Source organism: Pseudoduganella buxea (genome assembly GCF_009720835.1).
Classification (GTDB): domain Bacteria; phylum Pseudomonadota; class Gammaproteobacteria; order Burkholderiales; family Burkholderiaceae_D; genus Rugamonas; species Rugamonas buxea.
The window spans coordinates 113071-134215 of sequence record NZ_WNKZ01000004.1; the positions used below are offsets into that span (position 1 = coordinate 113071).

Annotated in this window: 23 protein-coding genes; 21 read left to right on the forward strand and 2 right to left on the reverse strand. The window is 63.8% G+C overall.

The window, feature by feature from the left end; genetic code table 11:
- The first annotated feature begins 1 nt into the window (after position 1).
- The 3 genes from GM672_RS02945 to GM672_RS02955 all read left to right on the forward strand — a co-directional run bounded on the left by GM672_RS02945 (position 2) and on the right by GM672_RS02955 (position 1156).
- A complete protein-coding gene (locus tag GM672_RS02945) occupies positions 2–448 on the forward strand; it encodes an HIT family protein (protein ID WP_155469023.1) in 447 nt (148 codons plus the stop codon).
- On the forward strand, positions 441–860 hold the full coding sequence (locus GM672_RS02950) for a gamma-butyrobetaine hydroxylase family protein (protein ID WP_155469024.1): 420 nt from the start codon (positions 441–443) through the stop codon (positions 858–860). Before GM672_RS02945 ends, GM672_RS02950 begins: the two co-directional genes overlap by 8 nt.
- Positions 861–952: 92 nt before the next feature.
- On the forward strand, positions 953–1156 hold the full coding sequence (locus GM672_RS02955) for a hypothetical protein (protein ID WP_155469025.1): 204 nt from the start codon (positions 953–955) through the stop codon (positions 1154–1156).
- Between the two features lie 72 nt (positions 1157–1228).
- Here GM672_RS02955 and GM672_RS02960 read toward each other — a convergent pair whose 3' ends face one another.
- Positions 1229–1483 carry a hypothetical protein gene (locus tag GM672_RS02960; RefSeq protein WP_155469026.1) on the reverse strand — a complete coding sequence of 85 codons (255 nt, stop codon included), beginning with the start codon at positions 1481–1483 and terminating at the stop codon, positions 1229–1231.
- Between the two features lie 196 nt (positions 1484–1679).
- Here GM672_RS02960 and ubiE point away from each other — a divergent pair, with 196 nt between their 5' ends.
- The 9 genes from ubiE (at position 1680) to nudB (ending at position 10014) form a co-directional block, all read left to right on the forward strand.
- Positions 1680–2414, forward strand: a complete 735-nt coding sequence (gene ubiE / locus GM672_RS02965; RefSeq protein ID WP_155469027.1) for a bifunctional demethylmenaquinone methyltransferase/2-methoxy-6-polyprenyl-1,4-benzoquinol methylase UbiE — start codon at positions 1680–1682, stop codon at positions 2412–2414.
- A gap of 20 nt (positions 2415–2434) precedes the next feature.
- On the forward strand, positions 2435–3424 hold the full coding sequence (locus GM672_RS02970; protein WP_155469028.1) for a Tim44 domain-containing protein: 990 nt from the start codon (positions 2435–2437) through the stop codon (positions 3422–3424).
- Positions 3425–3563: 139 nt separating this feature from the next.
- On the forward strand, positions 3564–4223 hold the full coding sequence (locus tag GM672_RS02975; protein ID WP_155469029.1) for a ubiquinone biosynthesis accessory factor UbiJ: 660 nt from the start codon (positions 3564–3566) through the stop codon (positions 4221–4223).
- Positions 4220–5788, forward strand: a complete 1569-nt coding sequence (ubiB, locus tag GM672_RS02980) for a ubiquinone biosynthesis regulatory protein kinase UbiB (RefSeq protein ID WP_155469030.1) — start codon at positions 4220–4222, stop codon at positions 5786–5788. Before GM672_RS02975 ends, ubiB begins: the two co-directional genes overlap by 4 nt.
- On the forward strand, positions 5788–6411 hold the full coding sequence (locus tag GM672_RS02985; RefSeq protein WP_155469031.1) for a methyltransferase: 624 nt from the start codon (positions 5788–5790) through the stop codon (positions 6409–6411). Before ubiB ends, GM672_RS02985 begins: the two co-directional genes overlap by 1 nt.
- Positions 6412–6490: 79 nt before the next feature.
- On the forward strand, positions 6491–6808 hold the full coding sequence (locus GM672_RS02990; protein ID WP_155469032.1) for an FmdB family zinc ribbon protein: 318 nt from the start codon (positions 6491–6493) through the stop codon (positions 6806–6808).
- 22 nt (positions 6809–6830) lie between these two features.
- Complete coding sequence (locus GM672_RS02995) at positions 6831–7418, forward strand: DUF502 domain-containing protein (RefSeq protein ID WP_170299904.1); 588 nt, start codon at positions 6831–6833, stop codon at positions 7416–7418.
- A gap of 56 nt (positions 7419–7474) precedes the next feature.
- Complete coding sequence (gene aspS / locus GM672_RS03000; RefSeq protein ID WP_188915989.1) at positions 7475–9280, forward strand: aspartate--tRNA ligase; 1806 nt, start codon at positions 7475–7477, stop codon at positions 9278–9280.
- A gap of 263 nt (positions 9281–9543) precedes the next feature.
- Positions 9544–10014 (forward strand): dihydroneopterin triphosphate diphosphatase, encoded by a 471-nt coding sequence (gene nudB / locus GM672_RS03005; RefSeq protein ID WP_155469034.1) that lies wholly within the window; start codon positions 9544–9546, stop codon positions 10012–10014.
- On the opposite strand, the gene GM672_RS03010 is transcribed toward nudB, so the two are convergent.
- Positions 10000–10671 carry a PEP-CTERM sorting domain-containing protein gene (locus GM672_RS03010; protein ID WP_155469035.1) on the reverse strand — a complete coding sequence of 224 codons (672 nt, stop codon included), beginning with the start codon at positions 10669–10671 and terminating at the stop codon, positions 10000–10002. The genes nudB and GM672_RS03010 overlap by 15 nt on opposite strands.
- Before the next feature lie 262 nt (positions 10672–10933).
- On the opposite strand from GM672_RS03010, the gene GM672_RS03015 reads away from it, so the two are divergent.
- The 9 genes from GM672_RS03015 (at position 10934) to GM672_RS03055 (ending at position 21084) form a co-directional block, all read left to right on the forward strand.
- Positions 10934–11743, forward strand: a complete 810-nt coding sequence (locus tag GM672_RS03015; protein ID WP_155469036.1) for an endonuclease/exonuclease/phosphatase family protein — start codon at positions 10934–10936, stop codon at positions 11741–11743.
- 15 nt (positions 11744–11758) lie between these two features.
- Positions 11759–12922 carry a cardiolipin synthase ClsB gene (gene clsB / locus GM672_RS03020; protein WP_155469037.1) on the forward strand — a complete coding sequence of 388 codons (1164 nt, stop codon included), beginning with the start codon at positions 11759–11761 and terminating at the stop codon, positions 12920–12922.
- Entirely contained in the window at positions 12922–13302 is a 381-nt protein-coding gene (locus GM672_RS03025) for an RNA-binding S4 domain-containing protein (RefSeq protein ID WP_155469038.1), read from the forward strand. Before clsB ends, GM672_RS03025 begins: the two co-directional genes overlap by 1 nt.
- A gap of 293 nt (positions 13303–13595) precedes the next feature.
- Complete coding sequence (locus GM672_RS03030) at positions 13596–14183, forward strand: TetR/AcrR family transcriptional regulator (protein ID WP_155469056.1); 588 nt, start codon at positions 13596–13598, stop codon at positions 14181–14183.
- A 65-nt stretch (positions 14184–14248) separates the two neighbouring features.
- On the forward strand, positions 14249–16039 hold the full coding sequence (locus GM672_RS03035) for an acyl-CoA dehydrogenase C-terminal domain-containing protein (protein ID WP_155469039.1): 1791 nt from the start codon (positions 14249–14251) through the stop codon (positions 16037–16039).
- Positions 16040–16054: 15 nt separating this feature from the next.
- A complete protein-coding gene (locus GM672_RS03040; RefSeq protein WP_155469040.1) occupies positions 16055–18442 on the forward strand; it encodes a 3-hydroxyacyl-CoA dehydrogenase/enoyl-CoA hydratase family protein in 2388 nt (795 codons plus the stop codon).
- 16 nt (positions 18443–18458) lie between these two features.
- Positions 18459–19655 (forward strand): acetyl-CoA C-acyltransferase, encoded by a 1197-nt coding sequence (locus GM672_RS03045; RefSeq protein ID WP_155469041.1) that lies wholly within the window; start codon positions 18459–18461, stop codon positions 19653–19655.
- Positions 19656–19738: 83 nt separating this feature from the next.
- Positions 19739–20518: an enoyl-CoA hydratase gene (locus GM672_RS03050; RefSeq protein WP_155469042.1), complete on the forward strand. Its 780-nt coding sequence runs from the start codon at positions 19739–19741 to the stop codon at positions 20516–20518.
- Between the two features lie 53 nt (positions 20519–20571).
- Positions 20572–21084, forward strand: a complete 513-nt coding sequence (locus GM672_RS03055; protein ID WP_155469043.1) for a hypothetical protein — start codon at positions 20572–20574, stop codon at positions 21082–21084.
- Positions 21085–21145 lie beyond the last annotated feature (61 nt).

Consider the following 21145-nt stretch of genomic DNA (forward strand, 5'->3'; position numbering starts at 1 on the left):
CATGGCAAGCGCTTGCGATCTGTGCACCTTGCTGGCGGCGCCGCCGGCCGGCGCCGTCATCTGGCAGGACGAGGCGCTGGCCGTCGTCGCCGTGGATGAACCGGGCTACCCCGGCTTCACGCGCGTCGTCTGGCGGGCCCACGTCAGGGAAATGACGGACCTGGCGCCGGCAGAACGCGAGCGCGTGATGCGCGCCGTGTGGGCGGTGGAAGAAGCCCAGCGTGAGGTCATGGCGCCGCACAAGGTCAACCTGGCCAGCTTCGGCAACATGACGCCGCACGTGCACTGGCACGTGATTCCCCGCTACACGGACGACGCCCACTTCCCCAACCCGACCTGGGGCGCCGTGCAGCGCACCGCCACGCCGGCATCGCTGGAAGGCCGGGCAGCCCTGCTGCCGCAGCTGCATGCAGCCATCCTTCAACGCCTGACGAACCACCATGCCTAATCCGACCAGCTTCACCGTCCACAACAAATCGCGCACCATCGAAATCGGTTTCGACGACGGCGTCACCTTCCACATTCCGCTCGAGCTGCTGCGCGTGTATTCGCCGTCGGCCGAAGTGAAGGGCCACGGCCCCGGCCAGGAAGTGCTGCAGGTCGGCAAACGCGACGTCGAGCTGCGCGACCTGCAACCGGTCGGCAACTACGCCGTCAAGCCCACCTTCTCGGACGGCCACGATTCGGGCCTGTACACGTGGGACTACCTGTACGACCTGGGCGCCCGCCAGGAACAGCACTGGGTCAACTATCTGGCGCGCCTGCAGGAAGCCGGCTTCGAGGGCGACAGCGGGCGGGCACCCGGCACGGTTCTGCCCGGTGCCGCGCCGAAGTCGCATGGCTGCGGGCACCAGCACTGAGCTTGCGTGCTGCTGGCGTAATTTGAACCCAAGATCAGGAACCGGTCGGGCAACTGTGTGAGCGCATCGCCGGCGGCCGGGGCCACCTGACGGTGGTCGGTACGGCGGCCCAGGTGGCGGACGGGATGCAGGAATGGTACGAGCAGGAAGCCGCGGACGGCTTCAACCTGATACCGCCATCCCTGCCGCGCGGGCTGGACGACCTGCTGGAGCTGGTCGTGCCGGAATTGCAACGGCGTGGCCTGTTCCGCAAGGCCTACGACAGCAGTACCTTGCGCGGCCACTTGTTGCTTTGAAAATGGGGACAGACCCCATTTTTACAGCAATAGTTGCTCAGAAAATGGGGTCCGTCCCCATTTTTGAGGCAATTAGTTTGCAGCCATCCGGTTGTTCTGGATGAATTCTTCGTAGCGGCGCTGCTCGCGTTCCCAGATGTAGCGGAAGGCGGCGCGGGCTGCCGGCGGCAGGGTGCGGATCGCTTCGACGTTGAAGGGCATCGGTGCCGGCTTCTTGTCGGCCTGGGCGCGGCGGGCTTGCGCATCCGTGGCGTCGATCATCTGGCGGGTCGCCTCATCGATCTCCGGGAAAAAGATATCCTGTGGGAGTTGATGTTGAAGCTGCATGTGTTCCTCCGTTTATCCGAACATGGCCGCAAGGCCGACTGATCACTTAACGCGTCGTTGATCGGCGCGGTTGACATGCCTGCGAAAAGTCGTTCTAAATTGCAATAACAGCAACGAAGAATGGTGCTGCGGCAAGACAGCGGGGCAGCTGCGGCGACGCTTGTATAATGCAGATAGATCAACCCGTCCGCTTACCATGACCAACACCACCCATTTCGGTTACAAGACCGTCAATGAAGACGAGAAAGTAAAGGAAGTCGCCAAGGTCTTCCATTCCGTCGCCGCCAAGTACGACGTGATGAACGACCTGATGTCCGGCGGCCTGCATCGCATCTGGAAGACGTTCACCATCGCCAATGCGGGCGTGCGGCCCGGCTTCAAGGTGCTCGATATCGCCGGCGGTACGGGCGACCTGGCCAAGGCCTTCGCCAAGCAGGCGGGGCCGACCGGGGAAGTGTGGCTGACCGATATCAACGAATCGATGTTGCGGGTGGGACGCGATCGTCTCTTGAACCGCGGCATGGTCACCCCCACATTGTTGTGTGATGCGGAAAAGCTGCCGTTCCCGGACAATTATTTCGACCGGGTCAGCGTCGCCTTCGGGCTGCGCAACATGACGCACAAGGACGTGGCCCTGTCGGAAATGCGCCGCGTGCTGAAACCGGGCGGCAAGCTGCTGGTACTGGAGTTTTCCAAGGTGGCGGAACCGCTGCAAAAGCCTTACGATCTGTATTCGTTCTCGGTGCTGCCATGGCTGGGCCAGCGCATCGCGGGCGATGCCGAGAGCTACCGCTACCTGGCCGAATCGATCCGCATGCATCCCGACCAGGAAACGCTGAAGACGATGATGCAGGCAGCGGGGCTGGAACGGGTACAGTATTACAACCTGACGGCAGGTGTGGCCGCCTTACACACCGGCATCAAACTGTAGTTTAGAACGAGGGACACACCATGAAACTGAAAAAATTCCTGATCGGCGCCACGATTGCCTTGTCGGCAATGAGCATGGTGGCCGAACTGGCTGCCCGCCCGATGGGCGGCGGCCGTTCGATCGGTCGCCAGTCGCAAAGCGTCAAGCAGATGGCGCCACGCCAGGCCACGCCGCCCCAGCAGCAACAGGGCGTGAACCGTCCGGCCGCCGCGCCGGCACCGGCGCCGGCCATGGCACCGAAAAAGCCAAGCATGTGGAAGGGCCTGCTGGGCGGCGCCCTGCTGGGCCTCGGCCTGGGCGCGCTGCTGTCGCACTTCGGCCTGGGCGGCGCCCTGGCCAGCGCCATCGGCACGATCCTGACGTTCGCACTGATCGCCGGTGCTATCTTCCTGATCTGGCGCTTCTTCCGTAACCGTTCCGGCGCAGGCCGGGCCCAGCCGGCGGCAGCGTTCGGCGGCGCGGGCGGCTTCGGTGGCGGTAATTTCAATGCCCCGCAAGGCGGCAGCGCGACGCCGGAAATCGGTTCGCGCATCCAGCCGGCGGCCTTCCAGCCGACCCAGTCCGCTTCGTCCGGCATCGACCTGAACAAGCCAGGGTCGACTTCGGCGGCGCCGGCAGTACACACCCCTTGGGGCGTGCCGGCCGACTTCGACAGCGAAAGCTTCCTGCGTCATGCGAAGAGCAATTTCATCCGCCTGCAGGCAGCCTGGGACAAGAGCGATGTGTCCGACATCCGCGAGTTCACGACGCCGGAAGTGTTTGCCGAGCTGAAGATGCAGATCGCCGAGCGTGAAGGCAAGGCCGACTACACGGACGTCGTCCGTATCGACGCCGAGCTGCTGGGCATCGAGAACAACGGCACGGACTACCTGGCCAGCGTGGAATTCCGTGGCCAGATCAAGCCGGCACCGGACGCCCTGGCCGAGCCCTTCCACGAAGTGTGGAACCTGGTGAAACCCGTCAATGGCAACGCCGGCTGGCTGCTGGGTGGTATCCAGCAGGTGGCATAAGCAGGTGGCATAAGCAGGAAACGCTGCTTATCACGGCACGCTGAATTGCTCATTGTGCAGGGTTAAACTCCTGCAAACTGGTAAGATCGAAACCGCCCGGGATTTTCCAGGGCGGTTTTGTTTTTTGGGTCCGTCCATCATGCTCCCCTTATTTTCATTCCCGGGTCAATTGCCGACCCTGAGTTCGCCGGCGGCGGCGACGATCAACCATCTGCTGGCGCAGGAAGTGTGGGCCAGGGCCGAGCTGAAGCAGTATGCCGGCAAGGTCGCCCGCATCGACATGTCGCCGCTGGAGCTGCGGCTGATGGTGGCGGCCGACGGCATGGTGCAGGCCGCCTCGACCGACGTGGTGCCGGCCGTGACGATCCGGCTGAAACTGTCCGACCTGCCGCTGATCGCGCAGAACCGCGAGCGTGCCTTTTCCTATGTGCAGATCGAAGGCGATGCCGAATTCGCCAATGCCATCTCGCGCCTGTCGCAGTCGCTGCGGTGGGAAGCGGAACATGACCTGGAAAAGGTGGTCGGTCCGATTGCCGCCGTGCGGCTCGTCTCCGGCGCGAAAAGCGCATTGGCGTCCTTGCAGACGGGCCAGCGCAAGCTGTCCGAAAACGTCGCCGAATACTTCCTGGAAGAGCAGCCGCTGCTGGTGCGCCCCGCCGTCACGGAAGCGTTCGCGGCTGACGTCACGCGCTTGCGCGACGACGTCGAACGGGCCTTGAAGCGCCTCGACAAGCTGGAACAGAAACTGGCAAAACGGCACACGCTTGCCGGCACGTCCCCCAACACGGAACCTCGATGATCCTGAAATTCCTCCGTCTGCTGAAGATCCTGCGCGTACTTGTTAAATATGGCCTGGATGAAATCGCCATTTCCGGTTTTCAGAAGCCGGGCATCAACCGCTTCCTCGATACGGCCATCTTCTGGCGCGACCTGTCCAGCCCCCGCGGCATCCGCCTGCGCATGGCGCTGGAAGAGCTGGGCCCCATTTTCGTCAAGCTGGGCCAGGTGCTGTCCACCCGCAGCGACCTGATCCCGGCCGATATCGTCATCGAGCTGTCCAAGCTGCAGGACCGCGTGCCGCCATTCGACTCCGACCTGGCCGTGGCCCAGATCGAACGGTCGCTGGGCGCCCACCCGGACCAGCTGTTCGCCCGCTTCGAGCGCGTGCCCGTGGCCTCGGCCTCGATTGCGCAGGTGCACTTCGCCGCGCTGCCAGACGGCACCCAGGTGGCCGTCAAGGTGCTGCGCCCCGGCATGAAGAAGCTGATCGACGAGGACGTGGCGCTGATGAACCTGGCCGCCGACTGGATCAACCGCCTGTGGCGCGACAGCAAGCGCCTGAAGATGAAGGAAGTCGTCTACGAATTCGACAAATACCTGCATGACGAGCTGGACCTGATGCGCGAGGCGGCCAATGCGGCCCAGCTGCGCCGCAACTTCGCCGATTCGAACCTGCTGATGGTGCCGGAGATGTACTGGGATTATTGTTCCAGCGACGTCATCACGATGGAGCGCATGCACGGCATCCCCGTGTCGCACATCGACCGGCTGGTGGAAGCGGGTGTCGACATGAAGAAGCTGGGCAGCGACGGCGTCGAGATCTTCTTCACGCAGGTGTTCCGCGACGGCTTCTTCCATGCCGACATGCATCCCGGGAACATCCTCGTGTCCATCGACCCTGCCACGTTCGGCCGCTATATCGCGCTGGACTTCGGCATCGTCGGCACCCTGAACGACTACGACAAGGATTACCTGTCGCAGAACTTCCTGGCCTTCTTCCGGCGCGACTACAAGCGCGTGGCCGAGGCCCATATCGAATCGGGCTGGGCGCCGAAGAATACCCGCGTCGACGAACTGGAAGCGGCCGTGCGGGCCTGCTGCGAACCCATCTTCGACCGGCCGTTGAAGGATATTTCCTTCGGTCAGATCCTGCTGCGCCTGTTCCAGACGTCGCGCCGCTTCAATGTGGAAGTGCAGCCCCAGCTGGTGCTGTTGCAGAAGACCCTGCTCAATATCGAAGGCATGGGCCGCGTGCTCGATCCGGAGCTGGATTTGTGGAAGACGGCCAAGCCCCACCTGGAGCGGTGGGTGTCCGAGCAGGTCGGCTGGCGCGGGCTGGTCGAGCGCCTGAAGGCCGAGGCGCCGCGCTACTCGCATATCCTGCCGACCCTGCCGCGCCTGGCGCAGCAGGCCCTGATCGCCATCAGCGACCGCGACCCCCATGCCAACGACCTGCTGCGCGAGCTGGCCGAAGAACAGCGCCGCACCAATCGTCTGCTCAGTTTCCTTGTTTTCTTTGTCGGTGCCTTAGTCGCCGGCGCGGTGGGCTTCCAGGCCTGGCTGCGCTGGCAGGGAGCGATATGATGGCCGAACCTACTTTCGACAGCCGCGATCCGCAGCAGGCGGCGTTCTGGGATGAGCGCTTCACCCAGCAATTCATGCCCTGGGACCGGGGCGGTATTCCGGAACGCCTGCGCCGGCTCGTGGCCGACCACGACGCCGCCGCCGACGCCTCCGTGGTGGCGCCCGTGGCCCTGATTCCCGGCTGCGGCTCGGCCTATGAACTCGATCTGATGTGCGAGGCCGGCTGGGATGCCACGGCCATCGACTTTTCGCCTGTCGCCGTCGAGCGGGCGCGCAAGATCGTCAAGCGCTGGCCGGAGCGGATCGTCGAGGCCGATTTCTTCACGTACCAGCCGCCCCGGCCCCTGACCGTCATCTACGAACGGGCCTTCCTGTGCGCCTTGCCGCCCCCGATGTGGCCGCAGGTGGCCCAGCGCTACGCCGAGCTGCTGCCGTCCGGCGGCCTGCTGGCCGGCTACTTCTTCCTGGGCAGCACGCTCAAGGGGCCGCCGTTCGCCATCGACCGTGCCCAGCTGGATGCACTGCTGGCACCGTACTTCACGCTCGAGGCGGACGAGCCCGTCAAGGACTCCTTGCCCGTATTCGAGGGCAGGGAGCGTTGGCTGGAGTGGCGCCGCCGTTGAGGCAGCCTTGGCAAACTGTCGGCCTCCCGCAAAAAGGCTTTATAATTCAGGGTTTTTGATGATTTTTGCGGAGTAACTGATGCCAATCTACGCTTATCGCTGCGAGGAATGCGGCTTTGCCAAGGACGTACTGCAGAAGATGTCCGATCCGCAGCTGACCGAATGCCCTTCCTGCGGCAAGTCGACCTTCAAGAAGCAGTTGACGGCGGCCGGCTTCCAGCTCAAGGGCACGGGCTGGTATGTCACCGATTTCCGTGGCGGCAATGCGCCAGCCACCGGCGTGTCCGGCGGGGCCGCCAAGGCCGAAGCGCCGGCGGCGACGGGCGGCGATAGTGCCCCGGCCGCGAGCCCGGCGCCGGCGACGACGGCGCCAAGCGGCGGCGGCGAAACGAAGTAATCACCCATCCCTGATGAAAACAATCCGTAAATGCTTTATCACCGGGCTCCTGATCCTGGTGCCCCTGGCCATCACGGCCTGGGTGCTGAACATTATCATCAGCACCATGGACCAGTCGCTGCTGTTCGTGCCGGAGCGGTGGCAGCCGCATAACCTGACCGGTTTCGACATCCCCGGCCTGGGCACCATCCTGACCGTGCTGTTCGTGTTCCTGGTGGGCGCGCTGGCCAATAACCTGATCGGCAACTACATCGTGCGGCTGTGGGAAAAGCTGCTGCACCGCATTCCCGTCGTCAGCTCGCTGTATGGCAGCGTCAAGCAGGTGTCGGACACGCTGTTCTCGTCGTCCGGCAACGCCTTCCGCAAGGCCGTGCTGATTCCGTACCCGCATGCCGATTCATACACCATTGCCTTCCTGACCGGAACGCCCGGTGGCGACGTCAAAAACCACCTGGTGGGAGACTATGTCAGCGTGTACGTGCCGACGACGCCGAACCCGACGTCGGGCTTCTTCCTGATGATGGCGCGCGAGAAGGTGGTGGAGCTCGACATGAGCGTGGATGCCGCCCTGAAGTACATTGTGTCGATGGGCGTCGTGGCGCCCGAATGAATTCGCCGATTTGATTCCATGAATCTGCCAAACTTAACCTGAACTGAGAAATAACCATGTCAATGCGTACTCATTACTGCGGCCTCGTCACTGAAGAACTGCTGGGCCAAACCGTCAGCCTGTGCGGCTGGGTACACCGTCGCCGCGACCACGGCGGCGTCATCTTCATCGACCTGCGCGACCGCGAAGGCCTGGTGCAGATCGTCTGCAATCCCGAGCAGGCCGACGTGTTCAAGGCGGCCGAAGCCGTACGTAACGAGTTCTGCCTGCGCATCACGGGCACCGTCAAGGACCGCCTGGCCGGTACCGTCAACGCCAACCTGAAGTCGGGCAAGATCGAAGTGATCTGCTCGCAGCTGGAAGTGCTGAACCCGTCCGTGGCCGTGCCGTTCCAGCTGGACGACGACAACCTGTCCGAAACCACCCGCCTGACGCACCGCGTGCTGGACCTGCGCCGTCCGCAGATGCAGAACAACCTGCGCCTGCGCTACAAGGTGACGATGGAAGTGCGCAAGTACCTGGACAACCTGGGCTTCATCGATATCGAAACCCCGACCCTGACCAAGTCCACGCCCGAAGGCGCACGCGACTACCTGGTGCCGTCGCGCGTCAACGCCGGCCAGTTCTTCGCGTTGCCGCAGTCGCCCCAGCTGTTCAAGCAGCTGCTGATGGTGGCCAACTTCGACCGTTACTACCAGATCACGAAGTGCTTCCGCGACGAAGACCTGCGCGCCGACCGCCAGCCTGAATTCACCCAGATCGACTGCGAAACCTCGTTCCTGAACGAACAGGAAATCCGCGACCTGTTCGAGGACATGATCCGCAAGGTCTTCACGAACACGCTGGGCATCGACCTGCCGAACCCGTTCCCGGTGATGAACTTCTCGGAAGCGATGGGCCTGTACGGTTCGGACAAACCCGATATGAGGGTAAAGCTCCAGTTCACGGAACTGACGGACGTGATGAAGTCGGTCGACTTCAAGGTCTTCGCCGCCGCCGCCAACCTGCCGAACGGCCGCGTGGTGGGCATGCGCGTGCCGAAGGGCGCCGAAATGCCCCGTTCGGAAATCGACGCGTACACCCAGTTCGTCGCCATCTACGGCGCCAAGGGCCTGGCCTACATCAAGGTCAACGAGAAAGCCAAGGGCCGTGACGGCCTGCAGTCGCCGATCGTCAAGAACATCAACGACGATGCCCTGGCCCAGATCCTGGAACTGACGGGCGCGCAGGACGGCGACCTGATCTTCTTCGGCGCCGACAAGGCCAAGGTCGTCAACGACGCCATCGGCGCGCTGCGCGTGAAGATCGGCCACTCCGAGTTCGGCAAGAAGAACGGCCTGTTCGACGACGTGTGGGCACCGCTGTGGGTGATCGACTTCCCGATGTTCGAATACGACGAGGAAGACGACCGCTGGACGGCCACGCACCACCCGTTCACGGCCCCGAAAGACGGCCACGAAGACATGCTGGAAACCAATCCGGGCGCCTGCATCGCCAAGGCCTACGACATGGTGCTGAACGGCTGGGAACTGGGTGGCGGCTCGATCCGTATCCACAAGGAAGACGTGCAGTCGAAAGTGTTCCGCGCCCTGAAGATCGGTGCCGACGAAGCCCGCCTGAAGTTCGGCTTCCTGCTGGACGCGCTGCAATACGGCGCGCCACCGCACGGCGGCCTGGCCTTCGGCCTGGACCGTATCGTGACGCTGATGACGAAGTCGGACTCGATCCGCGACGTGATCGCCTTCCCGAAAACCCAGCGCGCCCAGGATCTGCTGACGCACGCCCCGTCGGAAGTGGACGAGAAGCAGCTGAAAGAGCTGCATATCCGCCTGCGCGCGGCCGAGCCGAAGGTGGCTGGGTAAGTAAAAAGGGCGCTGCGGCGCCCTTTTTTTGGTTTTATGGGGTCTGTCCCCGGTAAGTGAAGGCTTTCGTGCTCGCCAGCGGTGTATCGAGGGGACTGACCCCGGTTTTTCGCATGCACTTCGACAGCGCTGGCAGAAAACCGGGGTCAGTCCCCTTGCAAAGCCAACAGCGAGCGCAGGGGCAAGCACTTACCGGGGACAGACCCCAGCGTCAACGGCAAGCGCATGAGCAAGCAAAGAATCGGCGTACCGCTCCAACTAACATGCAAAAGCCCTACAAAATCCCCGAATCGGTCTTGGTCGTCATCCACACCAGCGACCTTGAAGTCCTGCTGATCGAACGCGCCGGCCATCCGGGCTTCTGGCAGTCCGTCACGGGTTCGCTCGACACACCCGACGAGCCCCTGCTGGCGACGGCCACGCGCGAGCTGTTCGAGGAAACCGGCATCGTCGCCGACGGCGAGCGGATCGTCCTGCGCGACTGGCAGCTGTCGAACGTCTACGAGATCTACCCGATCTGGCGGCACCGCTATGCGCCCGGCGTGACGCGCAACACGGAACACGTGTTCAGCGTGGAAGTGCCGCGCGACGTGCCGGTGCTGCTGTCGCCGCGCGAGCATACGGACCTGCTGTGGCTGCCCCACCTGGCGGCGGCCGACAAATGCTTCAGTGCCTCGAATGCCGAGGCCATCCTGCAATTGCCGCGCCAATTGGAAAAACTAGCAGGCGCGTGAGCGGCGGCGTACCACCAGGAAGGCGGCGCCGGCGAGGCCGAACAGGGCCAGGCTGCCCGGCTCCGGCATGGCGGCACGGCCCATGGCGTTGCCATACAGCCGGAAGGCCATGTCGCCGGCCTTGCTGTCGCCCAGGAAGGCGCCCGTGCCGGTGAACTGGGCCATGCGGCCGTCGCCGCCCTCGGCGCCGCGCAGGGCCGCCTGGGCCAGCTCGGCCGTCTGTCCCGCCATGCCGACCCAGTACAGCACGTCGGCCGCCATCGTGAAGCCGGCGAAGTCCGCGTGCTTGCGCAGGTTGCCGCTGCTGGCGCCGTCGCCGTCGATGGCGGACAGGCTGCTGCCGAAGCGGCCCAGCAATTCGCCCGGGCGGCCGCCGTTGTCGGCCCAGATGGTGATGTCGACCAGGCTACCGAGGGTGCCGTAGCGCCCGCCGGAATAGATATCCATGCCGTCGACCAGGGTGGTCGTATCGAAGGAGACGGCCTCGGCGAAGTGCTGCGAGCCGGTCCGGTTCATGTAAGCATTGTTGCTGACGGTGCCGCCCAGGGCCTGGGGGCTCCAGTCCACCAGGATGGGCGATGCCGCTGCGGACGACGCCAGGGCGCCGGCCGCAAGAATGCCGGCGAGGACCCTCGCCAGGGTGTATCCGATTGCCATGATGAGCCTCCCCGCCCCGGTGTCGAACTGCTAGAGTCGATGTGCTTTTATCCACTCCACTGTAGGCTTTTACTCAACCGTTGTCTTCACAACTGAACTGTGCGGAGCTCGACTGTTGGGTTTTTGCCGAAGCTGCTTCGCTCAAGTGCCTGGTGGCAAGCGGGGCCGGGCGCGCCGGCGAGAACGCCCAGTTCCGGGCAATCGTGTCCACCCCGCACGATTGCCCGAGAAGAAACATCATGGATGGGGCTAAAATCATTCCATGAAGATCAAAGTCGCTACCTACAACATCCACAAGGGTGTCTCCTACCGCAGTAAACCGCGCGTGGTGGCACTGAAACAGGCCATCGCGGCCTTCGACGCCGACCTGATCTTCCTGCAGGAGGTGCAGGGGCAGCATGATCGCATCGCGGCCCGCTTCGGCGAGGAACACCACGGGCACCGGCACTGGCCGCAAGGCAGCCAGCACGAATTCTTCGCCGGCGAGTCGCACCAGTCCGCCTACGGCCTGAACGCACAATACGACCACGGCCACCATGGCAACGCGCTGCTGACGCGCTTTCCCATCGCCAAGTGGACCAATACGGACATCTCCGACCACGCCTACGAGGCACGGGGCATCCTGCACTCCATTGTCGAGACGCCCCAGGGCACAGTGCACTGCTATGTTATCCACCTGGGCCTGTTCGAGAAGAGCCGGGTGCGCCAGGTCGAAGCGCTGATCGAGGCGGTAAAACTGTCGGCGCCGAACGGCGAGCCCGTCATCATCGCGGGCGACTTCAACGACTGGCGCAATACCCTGAGTGCCAAGCTGCGCAAGGCGCTGGGCGTGGTGGAAGTGTTCGACGAGGTGGGCAGCAAGTCCAGCCTGGGCGACCTGGTGCGGACCCTGGCGCGGCGGCAGGCAGCGGTCCGTCCGGCCCGCACTTTCCCCGCCGCCTTGCCATTCTTCCGGCTCGATCGCATCTATGTGCGCGGCTTCAAGGTAGAATCGGCGGAAGTCCTGCATGGCCAGTTGTGGGCCAAGCTGTCGGACCACGCGCCGATTGTCGCCACCTTGAAGCTGGCCTGATGCCATCCATGTCCCATGCGTCCCGTTGAGTTCATCGCCGATAACGAAGTCAAGCTCTTGCACTGCGGTAACGAATTCTTCCCTGCACTGATGGCGGCCATCGACGCCGCCCAGGTGGAGGTGTACTTCGAGACCTATATCTTCGCGGACGACGACACCGGCCAGGCCGTGCTGGGGGCGCTGATGCGGGCGGCGCGGCGGGGCGTGGCGGTGCACATGATCAGCGACTGGTTCGGCACCGGCGCGGCGCGGGTCAAGCGCATGCATGCCGAGGCCATCGAGGCCGGCGTCGAGCACCGCATCTTCAATCCCTGGTTCCGGCGCGGCGTCACGCGCACGCACCGCAAGATCTGCGTGGTGGACCGGTGCATCGCCTTTGTCGGCGGCATCAACATCAACGACGACATGTTCTGCGACTACGACCACAACATCAGCCTGTCCGCGCCGCGCTGGGATTTCGCCGTTGCCGTCGAGGGGCCGCTGGTGGCCGCGATCCACAAGGAAGCGGAAGCGCAGTGGATGCGCCTGGGCAAGATGACCCTGGCCAAGCGTATCGGCCTGTACAAGCAGTTGCGTCGGGCCAACAAGGTGGCGGCCGAGGCCACCGTGCAGGCCGGCTTCGTCGTGCGCGATAACCTGCGCAACCGCCAGACCATCCAGAAAGCCTACCTGAACGCACTGGGCCGGGCCCGCAAGAGCGTGCTGCTCGCCAACCCGTACTTCGCGCCGGGCCGCAAGTTCCGCCGCGCGCTGTCGCAGACGGCCCAGCGGGGCGTCGAAGTGGTGCTGCTGATCGGCGTGGGCGAGCACTGGCTGCAGGATGCCGTGGCCCATTCCTTCTACCCGAAGCTGCTTGCGTCCGGCGTCAGGGTAGTGGAATATCGCAAGACCCAGCTGCACGCCAAGGTGGCCGTCATCGACGATGAATGGGCCACCGTGGGGTCGTCCAATGTGGACGGGCTGAGCCTGTTTTTAAACCAGGAAGCGAACGTCGTCATCAAGGATGCCGCCTTCGCCAGGGACCTGCGCCGGCATATCGAGCAGGCCGTGGCCGATGGCGTGGAAATCCATCCGCACGAGTTCGAGCACGTCGGCCGCTTCCGCCGCATCGGCTACGAGATCGCCTACGTGGTCTACAAGACGCTGATGCGCATTTTCGCAGTGGGGAAATACGCTTGATGGATCATGTGAGGGTCGATAAATGGCTGTGGGCGGCGCGCTTCTTCAAGACGCGCAGCCTGGCGATCGATGCGATCGACAACGGAAAAGTAAAACTGGACGGCGACAGGATCAAGCCGGCACGCCTGCTCAAGCTGGGCGAGAAACTGCATATCGACAACGGCTCGGACCAGTGGGACGTGCTGGTGGTGGGCCTGTCCGACAAGCGCCAGGCCGCGCCGATCGCCCGCACCCTGTACGAGGAAAGCGCCGAATCGATCGAGCGCCGCCTGAAAGAACAGGAACGCCGCAAGCTGTTCACGGAACCGGCCGCCGACTTCAAGGGCCGCCCGACCAAGCGCGACCGGCGCCTGCGCGAGCAGATCGACACGAGCGAATAGTTTCCCGGAAAATGGGGACAGACCCCATTTTCTGAGAAACATTGCTCGAAAAATGGGGTCTGTCCCCATTTTTGCAGCAACTTTTGGCACGCTGCCAACGCGGTGCAAGCCACCCCGTCAAAATAGAACGCCACCTCTAACAATGGCGTTTGACATTTATCCTGCTCTGGATAATAGTACGAGCGTTCGTAATTTTTTTCACCCGAAGTAAATCCGTGGAGGGAGAATGGCTTTTTCTCCTGATGCCGGATTCCCAAGTGAGCGCCCTCGTTATCAATACCTCGACAAAATTCATGCGCAAGGGTGAAATGACCCGCGCCGCCATCCTGGACGTGGCCCTGGACCTGGCCAGCCGTGACGGGCTGGAAGGGCTGACCATCGGCCTGCTGGCGGACAAGATGAACATGAGCAAATCGGGCGTATTCGCGCACTTCGGTTCGCGTGAAGATTTGCAGCTGGAAGTGTTGAAGCTGTACCACCGCCGTTTCGAGCAGGAAGTGTTCTACCCCAGCATCAAGGAAGCCCGTGGCCTGCCCCGCCTGCGCGCGATGTTCGCGCATTGGGTCAAGCGCGTCAGCATCGAGATCGCGTCCGGCTGCATCTACATCAGCGGCGCCGTCGAGTATGACGACCGCCCCGGGCTGATCCGCGAAGAGCTGGTGTCGATGGTGGGTGCCTGGCAGAGCGCCTTGCTGCGCGCGGCCCAGCAGGCCATCGAAATGGGCCACCTGAAGGCCGATACGGACGCGCAGCAGCTGGTGTACGAGATGTATGGCCTGATCCTGGCCGTGCACCACGATGCCCGCTTCCTGCGCATTCCCGGCAGCGTGGAACGTGCCAGCGTCGGCTTCAACCGATTAATTGAAAATCATCAGTCCTAATCGCCGGGCAGCACCACACGCCGGCACCTCAACAAACATTTAGCCTTAGTCGTCAGGAGATAAACATGGGTCAATACGTCGCGCCAATCCGGGATATGCAATTCGTGCTGCACGAGTTCCTGAAGGTGGAAGACCAGCTGAAGGAACTGCCGGCCCACGCCGAGACGGATGCCGACATCATCAACCAGGTGCTGGAAGAGGGTGCGAAATTCACGTCCGAAGTGCTGTTCCCGCTGAACCACTCCGGCGACCGCGAAGGCTGCCATCACGACGCCCAGGCGAAAACCGTCACCACCCCGAAAGGGTACAAGGAAGCGTACAAGCAGTACGTCGACGGCGGCTGGGCCGCGCTGGCCTGCGATCCTGAATTCGGCGGCCAGGGCCTGCCTGTCGTGCTGAACAACTCCTTCTACGAGATGCTGAACTCGTCGAACCAGGCCTGGACCATGTACCCCGGCCTGTCGCACGGCGCCTACGAGTGCCTGAAGGAACACGGCACGGACGAACAGAAGCGCCTGTACCTGCCGAAGCTGGTCTCCGGCGAATGGACCGGCACCATGTGCCTGACCGAACCGCACTGCGGCACCGACCTGGGCCTGCTGCGCTCGAAGGCCATCCCGAACGAAGACGGTTCCTGGACCATCACCGGCAACAAGATCTTCATCTCGGCCGGCGAGCACGACATGTCGGAAAACATCCTGCACCTGGTGCTGGCCCGCGTGCCGGACGCACCGGAAGGCTCGAAAGGCATCTCGCTGTTCCTGGTGCCGAAGTTCCTGCCGAACCAGGACGGCACCGTCGGCGAACGCAACCCGATCTTCTGCGGCGCCATCGAAGAAAAGATGGGCATCCACGGTAATTCGACCTGCCAGATGAACCTGGACGGCGCCAAGGGCTGGATCATCGGCCAGCCGAACAAGGGCCTGAACGCCATGTTCGTGTTCATGAACGCAGCCCGCCTGGGCGTGGGCATGCAGTCGCTGGGCCTGACCGAAGTGGCCTACCAGAACGCGCTGGTGTACGCCAAGGACCGCCTGCAGATGCGCAGCCTGTCCGGCGTGAAGGCACCGGACAAGCCAGCCGACCCGATCATCGTGCACCCGGACGTGCGCCGCATGCTGCTGACCGCCAAGGCCTACGCCGAAGGCGCGCGCGCATTCTCGTCCTACGTCGCGCTGCAGATCGACCGTGAACTGGGCCACCCTGACGAAGAAGTGCGCAAGGAAGCGGCCGACGAAGTGGCCCTCCTGACGCCGATCATCAAGGCCTTCATCACCGACAACGCATGGGTTGCCACCTCCGAGGCGATGCAGGTGTACGGCGGCCACGGCTACATCTCCGAATGGGGCATGGAGCAGTACGTGCGCGACGCCCGCATCAACCTGATCTACGAAGGCACCAACACGATCCAGTCGCTGGACCTGCTGGGCCGCAAGATCCTGATGGACAACGGCGCCAAGCTGCGCAAGTTCGGCGAGAAGGTGCGCGCCTTCGTCGAAGAAAACGGCACCGATGAAGCGATGTCCGAATTCGTCACGCCGCTGGGCGAGCTGGGCGAAAAAGTGGGCAAGCTGACGATGGAAATCGGCATGAAGGCCTTCCAGAACCAGGACGAAGTGGGCGCCGCCGCCGTGCCGTACCTGCGCGTCGTCGGTCACCTGGTGTACAGCTACTTCTTCGCCCAGATGGCCAAGATCGCGCTGGAGAAAAAGGATTCGGGCGACAAGTTCTACGAAGCCAAGCTGCAGACCACGCGCTTCTACTTCGCCCGCCTGTACCCGGAAACGGCGATGCTGATCCGCCAGGCCCGTTCGGGTGCCGCCAACCTGATGGCGCTGGACGCCGACCTGTTCTAAGACTAGAGGATAAAAATGACGAACTTTACTGTCAAAAAAGTAGCCGTGCTGGGTGCCGGCGTGATGGGCGCGCAGATCGCCGCCCACTGCGTCAACGCCAAGGTGCAGGTCGTCCTGTTCGACCTGCCTGGGAAAGAAGGCACGCCGAAGAACGGTATCGTCCTGAAGGCCATCGAAGGCCTGAAGAAGCTGTCGCCGGCACCGCTGGGCGACAAGGAAGACGCCGCCCTGATCCAGGTCGCCAACTACGAAGACAACCTGGACCAGCTGGCCGACTGCGACCTGATCATCGAAGCCATCGCCGAACGCCTGGACTGGAAGCATGACCTGTACAAGAAGGTCGCGCCGCACATCGGTGCCAACGCCATCTTCGCCTCGAACACGTCCGGCCTGCCGATCAAGCAGCTGGCCGAAGGCTTCGACGCGGACCTGAAGGCGCGCTTCTGCGGCGTGCACTTCTTCAATCCGCCGCGCTACATGCACCTGGTCGAACTGATCCCGACCGAAGCGACCCGTCCTGAAATCATCGACCAGCTGGAAACCTTCCTGACCTCGGTGCTGGGCAAGGGCGTCGTGCGCGCGAAAGACACGCCGAACTTCATCGCCAACCGTGTCGGCATCTTCGGCATGCTGGCCACCATCCACCAGGCGGAAAAATTCGGCCTGTCCGTGGACGTGGTCGACGACCTGACGGGTGCGAAGCTGGGCCGCGCCAAGTCCGGCACCTTCCGCACGGCGGACGTGGTGGGCCTGGACACGATGGGCCACGTCATCAAGACCATGCAGGACAACCTGAAGGACGACCCGTTCGCCGCCGTCTACAAGACGCCGGACGTGCTGGCCAAGCTGATCGAGAAGGGCGCCCTGGGCCAGAAGGCCGGCGGCGGCTTCTATAAAAAGGTCGGCAAGGAGATTCAACGCCTGGACTTCGCCTCCGGCGAATACGTCGCTGGCGGCGCCAAGGCAGCCGATATCATCGCCCGCATCCTGAAGGAAAAGGATCCGGTCAAGAAGTTCAAGGCCCTGCGCGAATCGACCAACCCACAAGGCCAGTTCCTGTGGGCGATCTTCCGGGACGCCTTCCACTACATCGCCTACCACCTGGACTCGATCGCCGACAACGCACGCGACGTCGACTTCGCCATGCGCTGGGGCTTCGGCTGGAAAGTGGGCCCGTTCGAAACGTGGCAGGCCGCCGGCTGGAAGCAGATCGCCGAGTGGGTCAAGGAAGACATCGACGCCGGCAAGGCGCTGACGAATGCACCGCTGCCAGCATGGGTCTTCGAGGTGGACGGCGTGCACACGGCCGAAGGTTCGTACTCGGCCAAGTCGAAGGGCTTCGTGCCACGTTCGACCCTGGACGTGTACAAGCGCCAGGAATTCCGCGCACCGGTACTGGGCGAAGGCGCGGTCGACGCGACCAAGGCCGGCACCACCGTGTTCGAAGACGACAGCATCCGCCTGTGGCACTCGGGCGACGAGGTCCTGGTCGCATCGATCAAGACCAAGATGCACGTCATCGGCCAGGGCGTCATCGACGGCCTGAAACGCGGTCTGTCCGAAGCTGAACAGAACTTCAAGGGTCTCGTCATCTGGGGTACGGATGCTGCCGAAGGCGGTGCCTTCTCGGCCGGCGCCGACCTGCAATCGGCCCTGCCAGCCTTCATGGCCGGCGGCGCGAAGGCACTCGATCCTTTGATCAAGGACCTGCAGAACACCTTCATGGCGATGAAATACTCGAACGTGCCGGTGGTGGCCGCGGTGGCTGGCCTGGCACTGGGCGGCGGCTGCGAAATGGCACTGCACGCATCGAAGCGCGTCGCGTCGATCGAGTCGTACATCGGCCTGGTGGAAGTGGGCGTGGGCCTGATCCCTGCCGGCGGCGGCCTAAAGGAGGCAGCCGTGCGCGCCGCCAAGGAAGCCAAGGGCAACGACATCCTGCAATTCCTGAAGACGGGCTTCACCAACGCGGCCACCGCGAACGTGTCGAAGTCGGCACTGGAAGCGAAGGCCATGGGCTACCTGAAGGAAGACGACATCATCGTCTTCAACCCGTACGAACTGCTGCACGTGGCGAAAGTGACGGCCCGCTCGATGTTCGACGCCGGCTACCGCGCACCGCTGCAGCGCCCCGTGCCCGTCACCGGCCGCTACGGCTGGGGCACGATCCGCGGCCAGCTGGTCAATATGCGTGACGGCGGCTTCATCTCCGCCCACGATTACAAGCTGGGCGACATGATCGCCGAGATCGTGTCGGGTGGCGACATCGACCAGGGCAGCGTCGTGTCCGAGCAGTGGCTGCTGGACATGGAACGCAAGGCCTTCCTGGAACTGCTGAACAACCCGAAAACGCAAGAGCGGATCATGGGCATGCTGCAGACCGGCAAGCCGGTGCGGAACTGACTTTAGGACGAACATTATGAGCAAACAACTTCAAGACGCATACATCGTCGCAGCGACCCGCACCCCGATCGGCAAGGCGCCGCGCGGCATGTTCAACAAGACCCGCCCGGACGACCTGCTGGTGCACGCCATCCGTGGCGCCATGGCCGCCGTGCCGAACCTGGACCCGGCCCTGATCATCGACGCCATCATCGGCTGCTCGTTCCCGGAAGCGGAGCAGGGCTTCAACATCGCCCGTAACTCGGTGGTGCTGGCCGGCCTGCCGAACACCGTGGGTGGCGTGACCGTCAACCGCTACTGCGCCTCGGGCATCACCGCCCTGGCCATGGCGGCGGACCGCATCCGCGTCGGCGAAGCCGACGTGATGATCGCCGGCGGCGTCGAATCGATGTCGATGGTGCCGATGATGGGCCACCACCCGTCGATCAACATGGACACCTTCAAGGACGAGAACGTGGGCCTGGCCTACGGCATGGGCCTGACCGCCGAGAACGTGGCCAAGCAGTGGAAGGTGTCGCGCGAAGACCAGGACGCCTTCGGCCTGGAATCGCACCGCCGCGCCATCGCCGCCCAGCAGGCCGGCCAGTTCAAGGACGAGATCACGCCTGTCGAGATCATCACCCGCACGCCCGACCTGCGGACCGGCGAAATCAAAACGGTCAAGCGCACCGTCGACCAGGACGAAGGCCCACGCGCCGACGCGTCGATGGAAGGCATGGCGAAGCTCAAGCCCGTCTTCGCCGCCAAGGGTTCCGTGACGGCCGCCACGTCGTCGCAGATGTCCGACGGCGCCGGTGCGCTGATCGTCGTGTCGGAAAAAATCCTCCGCGAGCACAACCTGACCCCGCTGGCCAAGTTCTCGTCGTTCGCCGTGCGCGGCGTGCCGCCGGAAATCATGGGCATCGGCCCGAAGGTGGCGATTCCCGCGGCGCTGGCCGCCGCCGGCATCACCCAGGACCAGCTGGACTGGATCGAGCTGAACGAAGCCTTCGCCGCCCAGGCGCTCGCCGTGATCCGCGACCTGAACCTGGACACCAGCAAGGTCAACCCGATGGGCGGCGCGATCGCCCTGGGCCACCCGCTGGGCGCCACCGGTGCCATCCGCGCCGCGACCGTCGTGCACGCACTGCGCCGCAACAACCTGAAGTACGGCATGGTGACGATGTGCGTCGGCGCCGGCATGGGCGCCGCTGGTATCATCGAACGCGTGTAAGCATCATCAGCTTCGCATAGCAAAGGGCGCCGTGGTCACAAACCCCGGCGCCCTTCATTATTCAAAACAGGAGAAAGAGACACATGGACATCCTCGTCAGCAAAGAAGGCGGCATCCTTACCCTGGAGTTCAACCGCCCCGAGCGCAAGAACGCGATCACCTCCACGATGTACCAGACCCTGGCCGACACCATCAACGCGGCCGAAACGGACAACGACGTGCGTGCCATCCTGATCGCCGGCAAGCCGGAGATCTTCACGGCCGGGAACGACCTGGATGACTTCATCAAGACCGCGCGCCCGGCCACCGCCGAGGAATTCGCCAACCGCCCCGTGTTCCAGTTCATGCGCGCGCTGTCGGGTACCTCCAAGCCAGTCGTCGCAGCCGTGGGCGGCCTGGCCATCGGCATTGGCACCACCTTGCTGATGCACTGCGACCTGGTCTACGCCGGCGACAGCGCCCGGTTCTCCGTGCCGTTCACGCAGCTGGGCCTGTGCCCGGAATTCGGCTCGTCGATGCTGATGCCGTTGGCCGCCGGCCACGCCCGCGCCGCCGAGAAGCTGATGCTGGGCGAGCCGTTCACGGCCCAGGAAGCCTACGACATGGGCATCGTGTCGAAAGTGGTGCCGGCCGCCGACGTGCTGGCCTTCGCCCGCGCCCAGGCCACCAAGCTGGTGGCCCTGCCGGCCGCGTCGATCCGCACCACCAAGCGCCTGATGACGTCCGGCCGCAAGGAAGAGCTGAACGCCATCATCGCCAAGGAAAGCAAGTTGTTCGGCGAGATGCTGCTGGCGCCGGAAGCGAAGGAAGCCTTCACCGCCTTCTTCGAGAAGCGCAAGCCGGATTTCACCAAGTTCGCGTAACTCCCATGCAGGCTGCCGCGCCGTGCGGCGGCCCGCCACACCTGGACAGCAACATGACCAATTCTTCCGCCGTCGCGGCTGCCCTGCTGGCAGTGTCCGCGCTGGCTGCCGCCGCGCCGCCGCAGGACGCGCTGGCGACCGTCATGGCCGCCGTCGGCGACGCCAAGGCCTTTCGCATGAAGAGCAGCCAGTTCGACGCGCTGGTGGCGCCCTACTGCAGGAAGACGGAGCAATCGGCCGATGAGTACGGGGTGCTGGCCGAATACACCTGCCGGCCGGACACCGGCATCACGCACATCAAGCTCGATTCGCGCGGCGAGGCCGGACCGGGCAAGAGCTACATCATGCTGCTCGTCGTGGACATGCCGATCGACCGCTACGCGCCCGTGCGGGAACAGCTGGGCAAGCAGCTCGGCAAACCGCGCAAGGGCGACAAGGATTACGCCTATTGGCCCTACAGTGGCGACAAGGCGCTGGCCAGGAACGGCAATCCCGTCATCATGGTTTCGCGCGATGCGGGTGAGCGTGCCGCCACCTTCCAACTGGCGCTGGAACAGGGACCCTGAAGTCGCGCCACGCCGTGACAATTCATTACTTGTATTCGCCGTGCGAAGCGACAATCATGGA

Excerpts from the sequence above, each read along its gene's own strand:
- GM672_RS02960 (WP_155469026.1), bottom strand. The coding sequence starts at position 1,483 with ATGCAGCTTCAACATCAACTCCCACAGGATATCTTTTTCCCGGAGATC.
- ubiB (WP_155469030.1), top strand. The coding sequence starts at position 4,220 with ATGATCCTGAAATTCCTCCGTCTGCTGAAGATCCTGCGCGTACTTGTT.
- GM672_RS03050 (WP_155469042.1), top strand. The coding sequence starts at position 19,739 with ATGGACATCCTCGTCAGCAAAGAAGGCGGCATCCTTACCCTGGAGTTC.
- GM672_RS03035 (WP_155469039.1), top strand. The coding sequence starts at position 14,249 with ATGGGTCAATACGTCGCGCCAATCCGGGATATGCAATTCGTGCTGCAC.
- ubiE (WP_155469027.1), top strand. The coding sequence starts at position 1,680 with ATGACCAACACCACCCATTTCGGTTACAAGACCGTCAATGAAGACGAG.
- GM672_RS02950 (WP_155469024.1), top strand. The coding sequence starts at position 441 with ATGCCTAATCCGACCAGCTTCACCGTCCACAACAAATCGCGCACCATC.
- GM672_RS03040 (WP_155469040.1), top strand. The coding sequence starts at position 16,055 with ATGACGAACTTTACTGTCAAAAAAGTAGCCGTGCTGGGTGCCGGCGTG.
- GM672_RS02975 (WP_155469029.1), top strand. The coding sequence starts at position 3,564 with ATGCTCCCCTTATTTTCATTCCCGGGTCAATTGCCGACCCTGAGTTCG.
- GM672_RS03025 (WP_155469038.1), top strand. The coding sequence starts at position 12,922 with ATGGATCATGTGAGGGTCGATAAATGGCTGTGGGCGGCGCGCTTCTTC.
- nudB (WP_155469034.1), top strand. The coding sequence starts at position 9,544 with ATGCAAAAGCCCTACAAAATCCCCGAATCGGTCTTGGTCGTCATCCAC.
- GM672_RS02945 (WP_155469023.1), top strand. The coding sequence starts at position 2 with ATGGCAAGCGCTTGCGATCTGTGCACCTTGCTGGCGGCGCCGCCGGCC.
- GM672_RS02985 (WP_155469031.1), top strand. The coding sequence starts at position 5,788 with ATGGCCGAACCTACTTTCGACAGCCGCGATCCGCAGCAGGCGGCGTTC.
- GM672_RS03045 (WP_155469041.1), top strand. The coding sequence starts at position 18,459 with ATGAGCAAACAACTTCAAGACGCATACATCGTCGCAGCGACCCGCACC.
- GM672_RS03010 (WP_155469035.1), bottom strand. The coding sequence starts at position 10,671 with ATGGCAATCGGATACACCCTGGCGAGGGTCCTCGCCGGCATTCTTGCG.
- aspS (WP_188915989.1), top strand. The coding sequence starts at position 7,475 with ATGTCAATGCGTACTCATTACTGCGGCCTCGTCACTGAAGAACTGCTG.
- GM672_RS03015 (WP_155469036.1), top strand. The coding sequence starts at position 10,934 with ATGAAGATCAAAGTCGCTACCTACAACATCCACAAGGGTGTCTCCTAC.
- GM672_RS03030 (WP_155469056.1), top strand. The coding sequence starts at position 13,596 with ATGCGCAAGGGTGAAATGACCCGCGCCGCCATCCTGGACGTGGCCCTG.
- GM672_RS02970 (WP_155469028.1), top strand. The coding sequence starts at position 2,435 with ATGAAACTGAAAAAATTCCTGATCGGCGCCACGATTGCCTTGTCGGCA.
- GM672_RS03055 (WP_155469043.1), top strand. The coding sequence starts at position 20,572 with ATGACCAATTCTTCCGCCGTCGCGGCTGCCCTGCTGGCAGTGTCCGCG.
- clsB (WP_155469037.1), top strand. The coding sequence starts at position 11,759 with ATGCGTCCCGTTGAGTTCATCGCCGATAACGAAGTCAAGCTCTTGCAC.
- GM672_RS02990 (WP_155469032.1), top strand. The coding sequence starts at position 6,491 with ATGCCAATCTACGCTTATCGCTGCGAGGAATGCGGCTTTGCCAAGGAC.